General features: G+C 51.5%; 12 protein-coding genes and 1 other RNA gene. 5 read left to right on the forward strand and 8 right to left on the reverse strand.

All coding sequences use genetic code 11. The annotated features are described in order from the left end of the window. The first annotated feature begins 76 nt into the window (after nucleotides 1-76). The gene (locus tag CWE07_RS02810) at nucleotides 77-2,236 is read left to right on the forward strand and encodes a putative bifunctional diguanylate cyclase/phosphodiesterase (protein ID WP_111570235.1); all 2,160 of its coding nucleotides are present in this window, start codon (nucleotides 77-79) and stop codon (nucleotides 2,234-2,236) included. A 3-nt stretch (nucleotides 2,237-2,239) separates the two neighbouring features. Here CWE07_RS02810 and rnpB read toward each other — a convergent pair. Then, an RNA gene (gene rnpB / locus CWE07_RS02815) (RNase P RNA component class A) lies at nucleotides 2,240-2,593 on the reverse strand. A gap of 75 nt (nucleotides 2,594-2,668) precedes the next feature. Continuing rightward, on the reverse strand, nucleotides 2,669-3,514 hold the full coding sequence (gene rsmI / locus CWE07_RS02820) for a 16S rRNA (cytidine(1402)-2'-O)-methyltransferase (protein ID WP_111570234.1): 846 nt from the start codon (nucleotides 3,512-3,514) through the stop codon (nucleotides 2,669-2,671). Nucleotides 3,515-3,589: 75 nt separating this feature from the next. On the opposite strand from rsmI, the gene CWE07_RS02825 reads away from it, so the two are divergent. The 4 genes from CWE07_RS02825 to CWE07_RS02840 are packed head-to-tail and all read left to right on the forward strand — an operon-like array spanning nucleotide 3,590 to nucleotide 6,950. After that, nucleotides 3,590-5,446: a penicillin-binding protein activator gene (locus CWE07_RS02825; protein WP_126818966.1), complete on the forward strand. Its 1,857-nt coding sequence runs from the start codon at nucleotides 3,590-3,592 to the stop codon at nucleotides 5,444-5,446. Then, nucleotides 5,415-5,765 carry a YraN family protein gene (locus tag CWE07_RS02830; protein ID WP_111570232.1) on the forward strand — a complete coding sequence of 117 codons (351 nt, stop codon included), beginning with the start codon at nucleotides 5,415-5,417 and terminating at the stop codon, nucleotides 5,763-5,765. The genes CWE07_RS02825 and CWE07_RS02830 overlap by 32 nt, the downstream gene beginning before the upstream one ends. A 41-nt stretch (nucleotides 5,766-5,806) precedes the next feature. Continuing rightward, the gene (locus CWE07_RS02835; RefSeq protein WP_111570231.1) at nucleotides 5,807-6,376 is read left to right on the forward strand and encodes a D-sedoheptulose-7-phosphate isomerase; all 570 of its coding nucleotides are present in this window, start codon (nucleotides 5,807-5,809) and stop codon (nucleotides 6,374-6,376) included. Nucleotide 6,377: 1 nt separating this feature from the next. Continuing rightward, on the forward strand, nucleotides 6,378-6,950 hold the full coding sequence (locus tag CWE07_RS02840; protein WP_111570230.1) for a BON domain-containing protein: 573 nt from the start codon (nucleotides 6,378-6,380) through the stop codon (nucleotides 6,948-6,950). 39 nt (nucleotides 6,951-6,989) lie between these two features. On the opposite strand, the gene CWE07_RS02845 is transcribed toward CWE07_RS02840, so the two are convergent. From CWE07_RS02845 to ltrA, 6 genes are all read right to left on the reverse strand, one after another. Continuing rightward, on the reverse strand, nucleotides 6,990-7,415 hold the full coding sequence (locus CWE07_RS02845; RefSeq protein ID WP_181452299.1) for a ClpXP protease specificity-enhancing factor: 426 nt from the start codon (nucleotides 7,413-7,415) through the stop codon (nucleotides 6,990-6,992). 108 nt (nucleotides 7,416-7,523) lie between these two features. Next, nucleotides 7,524-8,159 carry a stringent starvation protein SspA gene (gene sspA / locus CWE07_RS02850; RefSeq protein WP_111570228.1) on the reverse strand — a complete coding sequence of 212 codons (636 nt, stop codon included), beginning with the start codon at nucleotides 8,157-8,159 and terminating at the stop codon, nucleotides 7,524-7,526. A gap of 75 nt (nucleotides 8,160-8,234) precedes the next feature. Further along, nucleotides 8,235-8,966 carry a cytochrome c1 gene (locus CWE07_RS02855; RefSeq protein WP_111570283.1) on the reverse strand — a complete coding sequence of 244 codons (732 nt, stop codon included), beginning with the start codon at nucleotides 8,964-8,966 and terminating at the stop codon, nucleotides 8,235-8,237. Next, on the reverse strand, nucleotides 8,966-10,228 hold the full coding sequence (locus CWE07_RS02860; RefSeq protein ID WP_181452297.1) for a cytochrome b: 1,263 nt from the start codon (nucleotides 10,226-10,228) through the stop codon (nucleotides 8,966-8,968). Before CWE07_RS02860 ends, CWE07_RS02855 begins: the two co-directional genes overlap by 1 nt. After that, on the reverse strand, nucleotides 10,228-10,815 hold the full coding sequence (gene petA / locus CWE07_RS02865) for a ubiquinol-cytochrome c reductase iron-sulfur subunit (protein WP_111570226.1): 588 nt from the start codon (nucleotides 10,813-10,815) through the stop codon (nucleotides 10,228-10,230). Before petA ends, CWE07_RS02860 begins: the two co-directional genes overlap by 1 nt. A gap of 306 nt (nucleotides 10,816-11,121) precedes the next feature. Next, complete coding sequence (gene ltrA / locus CWE07_RS02870) at nucleotides 11,122-12,390, reverse strand: group II intron reverse transcriptase/maturase (protein ID WP_111570282.1); 1,269 nt, start codon at nucleotides 12,388-12,390, stop codon at nucleotides 11,122-11,124. Nucleotides 12,391-13,020 lie beyond the last annotated feature (630 nt).

Raw genomic sequence — 13,020 nt, forward strand, 5'->3', positions numbered from 1 at the left:
TGGGGAATAAGTTTATATTGATTTAAATATCAACATGCTCGACTATACATGGCTAACACGCCATTAACATGTGCGTATGATTAATCAACGGAAACAGCATTGGTTTATACTTTTTCTGCTAGCAGCGTTCATTGCCCTGCAATCGATTTTATTTGCCTTAATTATCTCCTATCAGTATCAGCGCGCTGACAGCCTACGCCTAAGCGCAATGCAGCATTTAGCCACCCAGCGCGCAACACTTGAAGGATTAATGAATATTAATTTGGTCAGTATGCGGGGGTTGCAGGCTGAGTTTGTGCTCGACCCAAATTTAAGTGAGGAACGCTTTGAGCGGATAGCGGCTCAGTTACTCGACCATAGCCTGCATACTCGCCATATCGCCGCTGCGCCGGATTTAGTCATCACTTATATTTACCCAGTCATTGAAAACTACAATGCGATAGGGGTCGACTACCGTGACCTGCCTGCGCAGCTGGAAAGCGTCAATCAAGCCATTGCCACCGAAGATATTACCATTCAGCCGCCGACGAACTTAGTTCAAGGCGGCCGCGCGATGATCGCAAGAATTCCGGTACGGCTGGAGAACGGCGAACTTTGGGGTGTGATTTCTCAGGTTATCGACTACCAACGATTATTTACCGACGCTGGCATTGGCAGCCATGCCAACCAACCTTTTACTACCGCGCTACAAGTCGATGGCGTACACCAATTCGGGGATACCAACGTGTGGGCGCAGGAACCCGTACTGTTGGATGTCAGCCTAGACCAAATGCATTGGCAATTGGGGGCGTACCCAGCAGATGGCGACTGGCGTTGGCCGTTAGCGCACTTTTACCGCGGCTTTATTGTCGGTAATGTCATCATTTTAGCCATCTTAGCACTGCTGATGCTTGCTTTCTCAAGTCACCGCCGTTTGCAGGCAACCCATGACTTAATAGAGCGTCGGGCACAAACCGACCCCTTAACCGGTTTAATCAGCCGCAGTTATATTCGCCAGTTAATCGAGCGCTATATCCACTACTGCGCACTCAACAATGAACAGTTTTGTGTGCTGTTTATTGACCTTGATCACTTCAAACAGGTCAATGACAGCTTAGGCCACGATGTCGGCGATGCTTTATTGGTTGAAGTGGCGCAACGCTTGTGGATGCGTTTGCGCGAACGTGACTTGATCGCACGCTTGGGTGGCGATGAATTTGTGGTGGTGCTCAAGCAGGTAGGTGACCTCGACACCAGCCTGAATTTAGCACACCAGATTCAGCAAACTTTAGCGGACCCCTTTGAAGTCGCCGGTCACACCCTACATATGTACAGCAGCATTGGCATCGCGCTGTATCCAAGCGATGGCAAAGACGTCAGTACGCTACTCAAAAACGCGGATTTAGCGATGTATAGTGCCAAGAGCGCGGGCCGCAATACCAGTGCATTCTTTGATGTCAGTATGCAACAAGAAGCGCAGAACCACTTGAGCCTGAGCAATGCTCTACGCGAAGGCCTCAAGAATGGGCAATTTAAGGTGTTTTATCAGCCGATTGTAGCGAAGTCAGGCAAGGTGTCTCACGTCGAGGCGTTGGTGCGTTGGTTGCACCCCACCCGAGGCCTCATTGCACCGGGCGCCTTTATTGAAGTCGCAGAAAAGTCTGGGGCGATTCATGCGCTCGGCGATTTTGTTTTAGCCCAAGCCTGCCAAGACCTTGCGCTGCTAAAGCAACACTGGCCGCATTTGAAACTCGCCGTCAACCGCTCACCGCTCGAATTCAACGATGCCGCTAACCCAGCGCGATGGTTAAACATTATCCAACTTGCTCACGTGAAGCCGAGCGATGTTATTTTTGAAATTACCGAAAGCTTATTAATGCCGCAACAAGCGCGTCAGCAAACCATGATCCAGCATTTGCAGCAGCAAGGTATCGCTTTTGCGATTGACGACTTTGGTACTGGGTATTCGTCAGTCAGTTACTTGCGTCGGTTTCCAGCTGAGCTAATCAAACTGGATAAAAGCTTCGTTGACCCATTACCCCACGACGCAGATGGTTTAGCCATGGCAGCCGTATTGGTGCAAATGGCCAAAGCACTGCGCATTCGTACCGTGGCAGAGGGCGTAGAAACCAAAGCCCAAGCGGCCTGTTTAGACACACTTGGAGTCGATTATCAGCAAGGTTACTACTATGCGAAGCCGCTAGCGCTTGAAAAGCTGATGGATTGGATGCGCCGGTTTGAACAAACCGACGATTAAAAGAATGGGAGTCAGCCAATAAGCCGGGTTCTGTCGTGGACAATCATTCGTCTAGGACTACAGTCGCCTGTAGCCTCAAGCAACCTACCCGGATCCGAGGCGGGCCACCCCAAGGATCCCTATTTGGTCTTGCTCCGAGTGGAGTTTACCGTGCCATGAACTGTTACCAGCCACGCGGTGCGCTCTTACCGCACCCTTTCACCCTTACCTGATCCCGCAAGCGGGCCATCGGCGGTATGCTCTCTGTTGCACTAGTCGTCGGCTCACGCCGCCCAGGCGTTACCTGGCACTCTGCCCTATGGAGCCCGGACTTTCCTCCCCTTGCTGATGCAAGCGGCGATTGCCTTGGCTGACTCCGGCGGCCATTGTACCCGCATCTAACATGCAGTCAATCAGATAATCAGCGCCGTCTTTTTGGCCTTAGGCGCGATTCTAATCGGCACTTTGCCAGCTCAAGCCCAATTGGTATAACTGGTTTTTGCGCAAGCCATAATGTTCTGCCACAACCGCAGCTGCTTTTTTCAACGGCAATTGCGCGCTCAACAAGCGCAGTAGCTGCTCTGCAGCGGCTGGCACCGCGTCTGGGTCACGCCGGGCACCGTGTAGCATAATCACTATTTCACCGCGCTGTTGGTTGCTGTCCGTGCTCACCTGTTCAATCACGCTGGCCAAAGTACCACTTAAAAAGGTCTCGAACTGTTTAGTCAGTTCGCGCGCGACCACGACCTCACGTTCGGGCCCCATAGTGTCTTGCATGGCGTTCAAAGTGTCGAGTAATCGCCGCGGTGATTCATAGAACACCGTGGTCGCGGCTTCATCCATCAGTGCACTAAGTTGGGATTGACGGGCGCCTGCTTTGGCGGCAAGAAAACCAATGAACATGAAGCGGTCGGTGGGTAAGCCAGCTGCGGATAACGCCGTAATCACCGCACTCGCGCCAGGCACAGGAACGACAGCCACACCCGCTTGACGGCATGCCCGCACCAATGGATAACCGGGGTCACTAATCAGCGGCGTGCCAGCGTCGCTAATTAACGCAATTTTTGCACCTTGGCTAAGCTGCGCCACTAAGCCGTCCGCTTTTGCCCGCTCGTTGTGCTCGTGCAGTGCCACCACTTTATTGCTAATGCCGTGCTGCTCAAGCAATACACGGCTGTGACGGGTGTCTTCCGCCATAATCATATCGCAGCTTTGCAACACATCCAGGGCACGCAAGGTGATATCCTGCAGGTTACCAATAGGAGTTGCGACGATATAAAGCGTGCCAGTTGACTGCATATCCAAGCCCTTACATTGTGTCATTGCGTTGTGGCGTTTATAGTATGCACACATCATTTATAAAGAGCGTGTATTGTGCCAAAGAAGTTACTCACCTGCATGGCTATTTTAGCCCTCGTTGGTTGTGCCTCTCAGCCAACTGAACAACAGTTGCCAGAGCGCGACATTGACCGCGAGCCTTTGGTTGAATCAATTCCAGATATTCGCACCAGTGGCGCTGACTACTTGCGTTTAGCGCGCAATGCCGAAAACCGTGCCCAAACTTACCAATACCTGCTGCGCGCCACTGATGCCTTTTTCGATGCCGCAGATTGGCAACGCGGCGCTGCCGTGTTGAGCCAGCTTGAAGATATTCAGTTACCGACCAGTTTGCGCGCAGATTATGCGATGCAACGCGCACGTTTACTGATTCACTTCGAACAATGGCGCAGTGCTTTAACCACGTTAGAAAGTATTGAGTCGACTCGTGACCGCCAACAACGGGTAGAGCTCACCCAGCTTTATTATCAAGTATACGCGGGACAAAATCGGCACTTGAGTGCTGCGCGTCAACTTGTGGAACTCGCGACCTACGACCCAGAACAGGATTATAGTGACATCACTTGGCAGCATTTTGCCCAGGTACCCGCCGCATACTGGCGCCAAGCTGTCCGTGAAAACAATGACGTTATGCGCGGCTGGACCACGCTGTTTACCCGCGTCACCCAAGCTCTGGATATGCGCGAGCCAATTGCTGGTAGCCTTGAACTATGGTTGCAGCAATTCCCAGCCCACCCTGCGACACCAAGAGTCGAGCGGTTACTAAATGATGCGCCATGGATAAGTGAGCAACCTAGACGCATCGCCGTGCTGTTACCCTTAACCGGCCAGTTTGCCCAGCAAGGTCAGGCTATCCGTGATGGTGTGCTGGCTGCACTTAGCAATGAGCGCAATGAAGATGTTATCTTTATTGACACCTCACTGACTGATTCCGAACAAGCCTTGCGCCGCCTGCATGATGAAAACATTGAAGCAGTCATAGGCCCGTTGGCACGTGAATATGTTGATCGCTTCGCGCGCACGTTAGTGAATATGGACGAGCCTGCGCCTTGGGTGCATTTGTGGTTAAATCGAGCGCCTGACGATTACCCGGCCTCGCTGGATAATTTCTTCGCCCTTGATATTGATACCGAAGTTGAATCAGCAGTGGCGTATCTGTCACAGCTTGGGCATGAGCAAGTATTGGTATTTGGCACTGACACCCAACGTGGCCGTCAATTAGCCAACCAATTTGAGTCCACTTGGCAGCGCCGTCACGGACCTGCTTCAGCGCGCACTGGCAGCTATCGTTCGAGTAACGACATGCCGGATGTCGTCGCCCAAAGCTTACATGTGCGCGACTCTGCTGCACGGATTGCCCAAGTGGAGGCAGCCGCTGGCGCTATCAGCATCGAATCTGAGCCACGCAGTCGCCAGGACGTCACTGCAGTGTACTTGCTTGGTGACGCCGCCCAGGCGCGCTTACTAAAACCATTTATTGAAACCAACATCAGTCCGTTTGCGAGCCGTATGCCAGTGTTTGCCTCATCGGCCATGCACGAGGCCGCCGGTAACCGTGGCCGCGGTGATCTTGACGGCATTACCTTCTCTGACGCGCCTTGGTTATTACCCGAACACCCGCAAGCCGATTTATTGCAGCGCTTTTCTCGCTTACGTCCTAATTTATCGCCATCGTCACAGCGCTTAGTGGCCATGGGTTATGACGCCATGGAGTTACTGCCACGTATTAGTGCGATGAACTGGTATCCTGGTTACGACCATGCTGGCCTGACTGGGCAATTGCAGATTTTCGACAACGCCGTTCAACGCCAGTTAAGTTGGGCTATGTTTGAAAGTAACACCCTCAGACGACAGCCTAACCATGTCAACACGGTCGACCGGAACACACTTTGAAAACATCGCCGCGGATTATTTAAATCAGCACGGGCTACGTTTAGTAGCCCGCAATGTACGTTTGAAGACCGGTGAAATCGATTTAATCATGCGTGACTCAGAATTTTGGGTATTTATCGAAGTGAAGTTCCGCTTTGACACCGCATTTGAACACCCTCTGAACCAAATCCGCCCCGGTCAATTGCAGCGAATCCGGCGTAGTGCTCAAGTTTACCTTTTACAACACGGGCTTTGTGAATATAGTACCCCCTGTCGCTTTGACGTGGTGGCTATCACGGCAAAACCTCATGACATTGTCTGGATTCAAGACGCATTCTAGCGATTCAGCGAACAATTGACGACCAATCACAAGGAAACTGCATGCGCGAGTTTTTAAAAAACTATTATAACGAAAGCATTCAAATTCAAGTCGCAGCGTCTGAAACCCTCGCGGATGTGCTTACCGACGCCGCCGATTTGTTGGTGTCGAGCTTGCTGGCAGGACAACGCGTATTTAGCTGTGGCGATGGACAAAGCCTGTTTGTCGCCAACCATTTCGCCGATTTGCTGTTGCAAGGGGCTGAATTGGAACGTCCACCGTTTCCTGCGGTCGCATTAGGGGGTAGCCCGAGTCAAATTTCAGAGCTTGAATCCATTGCACGCCAAGTTCAAGCTATCGGCAGTCAAGGTGACATTCTGGTCGCGTTTATCAGCGAGCGACAGTCAGAACGCGTCCATCAGGCCATGGAAGCCGCGTTATCGCGTGAAATGACAATTATTGCGATAACTGGCACTGAGTCGGGCGACGCCACTGGTCTTTTGGGGCCTGCCGATATTGAAATTCAGATTCCTGCCGCAAATCCGGCACGAATCACCGAGCAGCAATTATTTATTAGCCATTTATTGTGTAGTCTTATAGAGCAGCAAATTTTCCAGGGAGGCGCGCACTAGTATGTTCAATCGGTTTGCAGCACTCGGCCTATTACTCATTGCCATGCCGGCAATACAGGGCTGTGCATTAGTGGTTGCTGGTGGTGCAGCGGGCGCCACTATGGTCGCCATGGATGCACGTGACGTAGGCACCCAAGTTGACGACAACAACTTACGCCTTCGTATTCAGACTGCGCTCCAGGAACAAAGCGAGTTGGCCGAGCAACGCGTGCTTATCGTGACGTATAATAGTAACGTGTTGGCTTACGGGCAGGTTAGTAGTAATGGCATGCGCGAGCAGGCAGTGCGCTTGATCCGCAACACCCAGGGTGTCAACCGGGTGTATGACCAATTGCGTGTCGCTGAGCCAGTGTCCTTCACCCAACGTAGCCGCGATACCCTGTTAACCTCGCGGGTGAAAACCACGTTAATAGCCCAGCGTCAGTTTGACCACAGCAACATACGCGTATTTACCGAAGCTAGCGAAGTATTTTTGGTTGGGCGTACAAGCCGCGAGGCGGCTGCGAATGCGATTGAAGTCACCCGTCATATTAACGGTGTCGAGCGCGTGATAGACGTGATTGAGCGGGATTAGCCTGCGTCGCCAAGCTTCACCCGCCCACTGCCAAGATGCTTATTTCACCACCTTCAATGAAGGCTTACCCTTGTTCGGTGCAGAGGGCGCTGGTTGCGCGTGAGGTTCGCTTTCAGCGTCTTGGGAATCAGCCTGATTCTCCTGTGGAAACAATCCTGGCTCAGGTTCAAACATAGTGCCAGCACCGTTTTCGCGCGCATATATCGCAATAATGGCGGCCATAGGCAACCAAATCCGTCGCGCTGAGCCACTAAACCGCGCCTCAAAACTAATATGCTCAAGATCCATATTAAAACGCGTCACCGCGTCAGGATGAATATTAAGTACGATTTGGCCGTCTTGAATATGCTCTTGGGGTACTTCAACAAACGCCTGCTCGGTGTCGACCACCACATGCGGGGTGCATTGGTTGTCTAACAGCCAGTCATATAGAGCACGTAATAAATAAGGGCGTTGAGGGGTCATCTGTAAATCCATCATAGCTCCTGCAGGTTGGGCTCTGATTGTCATGCATGCGATAAAAACGCGTGGGCATGGCCGATATCAGCACATGCCTCGCGTTCTTCAAGCGGCTTAACCTTGGGCTAGTTCGCGCTCTGCTTCAGTCAGTGACTTCTGGAACGAATTGCGTTCGAACAAGCGCACCATGTAGCGCTTGATGTCTTTTGAACCAGTGCCTTCTAAGTCAATTTTGTACTGCGGTAAGCGCCATAACAACGGTGCTAAATAGCAGTCAACCAAGCTGAATTCTTCACTCATGAAGTAGTCATTGTCAGCAAACAAAGGCGCTAAAGCCAATAAACCTTCGCTCAATTCTTGACGCGCTTGTGCTGCTTCTTTATCCGAGCCATTCAAGATAACGTCGGTCAGTGTGTACCAGTCACGCTCAATGCGATACATCATCAAACGGCTATTACCGCGCGCCACCGGATACACTGGCATTAATGGCGGATGTGGAAAGCGCTCGTCCAAATACTCCATGATAATCTTGGAGCTATATAACACCAGCTCACGATCAACCAAAGTTGGCACTGCGTCTGGATAAGGATTTAACTGCATGAGATCTTCTGGTTTGTCATCGTCTTCTACAAAGCTGATTTCAAAACCTACCCCTTTTTCAGCCAGCACAATGCGAGCCTGATGACTGAACAAATCGTCTTTGCCAGAATAAAGGGTCATTACCGAACGTTTATTGGCAGCTACAGCCATGATTTTCTCCAGTTTATGCAAACAGCAAAGGGGGCGTGATACGCCCCCATTGATAAATGGTGTTGTCGAGCTCGATTACTTAATATCGCGCCAGTACTCTTTCTTCAGCAAGATAGCTAAGATAAGGAACACGATTAAGAACCCGATGACAAAGTAACCCATGCGCTGACGCTCAAGGATCATTGGCTCACCGGTGTACACCAAGAAGTTAGTTAAGTCTAACATAGCTTGGTCAAACTCTTCAGGACTCATAGTGCCGTTACCATCAGAGCGAATACCGACGTACACATCGGTCATTTCACCGTCAACCATGCGTTGCTCAGTGACGCGACGCGGCGTACCTTGCAACTCTTCCAACACATGCGGCATACCTACGTTGTCAAAGATAGCATTATTCGCACCGAATGGACGTGAGTCATCTGCATAAAACGAGCGCAAATAGGTGTAAATCCAATCTGCACCGCGTACACGCGCAACCATGGTCAGGTCTGGCGGAGTTAAGCCAAACCATTCAGCTGCAGCGTCAGCATCAATTGCTGATGTTTTATGCATGCCAGGCGAGCTAGTGAACTGCAACAGCTCTTCACCCAGTTCTTGTGGGATGCCTAAATCATTGAACGTACGTGAGTAACGCTGATACTGCATGGAGTGGCACGCTAAACAATAGTTCATGTAGATTTGGGCGCCACGCTGCAGCGACTCTTTATCACGCAAATCATAGTTCGCGCGATCTAATGGCCCGCTGTAGCCGGCCGCAAAGGCGACCGACGGTAATAGCAGAGCTAAAGCTAGGATAAAACGCTTAATCATTTCGTTACCCTCTCTGGCACTGGCTTAGTTTTCTCGTTTTTACTGTAGATAAACAGCAATACGAAGAACGCAAAATAGGTAAATGTGAAGATTCGGCCAACTACTGTCCAGAACTCGGTCGGTGGCAACGCACCTACAAAGCCAAGGATAACAAAACTCACTACCAGCAACGCTAAGTTCGCTTTGTGAAAACCGCTACGATAGCGCACTGAACGCACGGTAGAACGGTCTAACCACGGCACTAAGAACAACACGACAATGGCAAGGAACATCATCACCACACCCAATACCGCATTCGGTACGGCCGCTAAAATCGCGTAGAATGGTGTGAAGTACCAGACCGGTGCGATGTGCTCAGGCGTGCGCATCGGGTCAGCAGCTTCAAAGTTCGGCGATTCCAGGAACTGGCCGCCCATGGTCGGTTCGAAGAATAGAACCAGCGCGAACAGAATCAAGAAGCCAGCCAAACCAACGATATCTTTCACCGTGTAGTACGGGTGGAACGGCACTGAGTCAACAATGTCATACTTGTTGGTATAACGCTCATGGAACTCAAATGGCGCTTTCTCTTCATCTGGGACTGTGCCTTTCGGCTTCTTAGTGTCAACACCGTCTGGGTTGTTTGAACCCACTTCGTGCAGCGCAATAATGTGCAAGAACACCAAAATGACTAACACCAGCGGCAGAGCGATAACGTGTAGCGCAAAGAAACGGTTGAGTGTTGCGCCTGAAATGACGTAGTCACCACGGATCCAAGTTGTTAGTGCGTCACCCACATACGGAATAGCGCCAAACAACGAGATGATAACCTGCGCACCCCAGAATGACATTTGACCCCATGGCAACATGTAACCCATGAAGGCTTCAGCCATCAACACCAGGAAAATCAGCATGCCGAATACCCACAACAATTCGCGCGGCTTTTGGTACGAGCCGTACATTAATCCGCGGAACATGTGTAAGTAGACAACAATGAAGAAGAATGAAGCACCGGTTGAGTGCATATAACGCAGCAACCAGCCATATTCTACGTCACGCATGATATATTCAATCGACGCAAACGCACCCGTTGCGCTGGTGTCGTAGTTCATCGTTAACCAAATACCGGTTACGATTTGGTTCACTAACACAACCAGTGCTAACGAACCCATCAAATACCAAAAGTTAAAGTTCTTCGGTGCTGGATACTGCGTAACATGCAGCTTCAGCGAGTTGCTCACTGGCAACCGCTTATCGATCCAATTCATTAAGCGTGACATTATGCAGCCCCCTCATCGACACCGATCAAAATGGTGCTCTCATCGACAAAGTAATGCGGTGGAACGACCAAGTTTGTTGGTGCTGGAACGCCTTGGAATACTCGCCCTGCGATATCAAAACGCGAGCCATGACACGGACAGAAGAAGCCCGACTCGATGCCATCCATATTGGTGAAGTTACGCGGCAAGAATTGCGGCGAGCAGCCGAGGTGAGTACAGATACCAACGGCAACAAACCACTCAGGGTCGATTGAGCGGTGTTGGTTCTTCGCATACTCAGGCTGTTGCGGTTGGTCTGAATTTGGGTCCCGCACACGGTCGTCGGTTAAGTTAAGTTGCTCAACCATCGCTGGGGTACGACGAATGACCCACACAGGGCTTCCCCGCCATTCGCTTCTTACTAACTGACCAGGCTCGATCTTGTCGATTTTCATCTCCACCGGGGCACCCGCGATGCGCGCACGCGCACTAGGGTTCCACGAGGCAATGAAAGGCACAGCAGCAGCGACCGCTCCGGCACCACCTACCACAGAGGTAGCAACAGTCAGAAACCGACGGCGGCCTTTATCTACAGGCGCATTGCTCATCCATTTATCTCCAGTTTTGAACGCTCGGCGGACGCATCCGCAGCGAAAAACTTATTTAGTTGTGACAAATTTATCAGCACGATCATAAAGAAAAGCCCCACCTTTTACAAGGCTAACGCTATTTAATCCGGAGTTAATCTAAAGGAATTAGAGCGAGAAGAATTTGGGCTTACCGTACACAAACTAATTCAACTAAAAAGCCGCCACTATTTTTTCGAGCACTTGATTGCGGCGATCGAGTAGGAGGAGGCCTCACGGCCTCCGTCCTCTCACACCACCGGGCATACGGTTCCGTACCACGGCGGTTCATACGTTACATTTGAGCTGATGATAACTGTCCATCAGCGATATCAAGCCCAGTCTATCAAACAACTTCTTCGGTACTGCCTGATTCATGTGCGAAGCACCCGAGTTCCACCATGGGCCGCGCCCATTGGTGGTGCTTAGTACTGCACGTTTCTCGGCAATACCCAGACGCATCAACATCCGTGCTCGGGTTCGTCCTCGCTTCCATTGTCGCCAGAGTATCTTCCTTAAATGGCGACGAAGCCAGCCATCCAGTTCATTGAAGATGCCTTTGGCGTCTGCGTGATGGAAGTAGTTTATCCAGCCACGCAGTTTAGGCGCGAGTTCGTTCACCGTTTTGCGGATGTTCCAGCCCTTGGCCATGCGAAGCAGTGCTTTGAGATTGCTTTTAAAGCGCTTTACGCTTTTGTCGGCAACTTTGAGCCGGATGTTATAGTTCCGGCTACACACCGTGTAGCCAAGGAAGCTGCGCTTCCAAGGCCTGTCGGCCGCACTCTTTCCACGATTGACCTGAAGCTTCAGGCGCTGTTCAAGGAACTTCGTTGTTGAAGCGAGCACTCTGTGCGCGGCGCGCTCACTGCTGACATAGATATTGCAGTCGTCCGCGTAGCGGCAGAAGCTATGGCCTCGTTTCGTCAGCTCCATGTCCAGCTCATGCAGCAGGATGTTTGACAGCAGCGGCGAGAGCGGTCCGCCTTGCGGCGTGCCTTCCGTTCGTGCTGTCGTAACGCCATTTTCCATGATGCCTGCCTGTAAGTAGCGGCGTATCAGTTTGAGTACGGTTTTGTCTTTGATAACCCGGGCGATACGGGACATTAAAATGTCGTGGTTCACCCGGTCAAAGAACTTCGCCATATCAATGTCGACCACCCAGCGCTTGCCGGATTCCATATAGTTCCGGGCTTGATGCACCGCTTGCGCGGCGCTTTTGCCCGGTCTAAAGCCATAGCTGTGCGGTGAGAACTTTGGTTCAAACTGTTCGCTCAGTACCTGATGCATTGCCTGCTGAATAAGTCGGTCTATCACACATGGGATGCCCAGCATCCGCATGCCGCCACCGGGCTTGGGTATCTCTACCTTGCGCACCGGTTGCGGTTGATAGCTGCCCTCCAGCAGTTGTTGTTTGATGTGCTGCCAGTGTTGTTGCAGATAGCCTTTCAGTTCATCTGTCGTAACACCGTCTACCCCCGGAGCGCCTTTGTTCCGGCACACTCGCTGGTAGGCTTGCAGCATATTCGACCGTTCGGTTATCGCTGACATTAAATCCATGTCAGCCCCGCTCGGAGTTGTTCTGGTTGATGCCGTGATGCACTGCACAACCCAAGCATCCCGCGCAGGCTTCTGGCCTTGCGGTTTGGGTCGGGTGAGGTTTTCCTCTTGCTGTGGTATGTAACATCATCGAATCAACAGGCTCCGATTCGTAACCTATGTTCAGCCCTTCAGCTGGCGGTAACCAGCCTACTACGGCCTCGGCTGACTTCTGCTGCTCCATCCTGATACCTCACAGCATCAGTAGCTTTAAGCAAAGCAACAGACCTCCCAGGGTAATGCGCGTGACCGTCCCACTTATACCTGCCGCATCTACGTTCATAGTTTCCGTGTAAGTATCGGGCTTTAGCAGTAATGGCTACCTAACCCACTATGACCGCCTCATATGCGATTTCTGTTCGTCAGGCCAGTGGTTTGCTTGCCGCTTCCTTCAGATTTCACCTCGCGGTGAACACCCTTGCGGTTCAGCTAGTGATTCCCCTTACCGGGCTCACAGAGGACTTTCACCTCCCAGTCATCCTGTCAGCACCACCTGCACAGGAACAGCGCCCGTCAAGGCGCTACGCGCCATGCCTGGCGCACCACAAAAAAACCGCGCTGGAAGCGCGGTTTTTGTTTTGAGCAGCAAGT

This window comes from Aliidiomarina maris (assembly GCF_003987335.1).
GTDB lineage: Bacteria > Pseudomonadota > Gammaproteobacteria > Enterobacterales > Alteromonadaceae > Aliidiomarina > Aliidiomarina maris.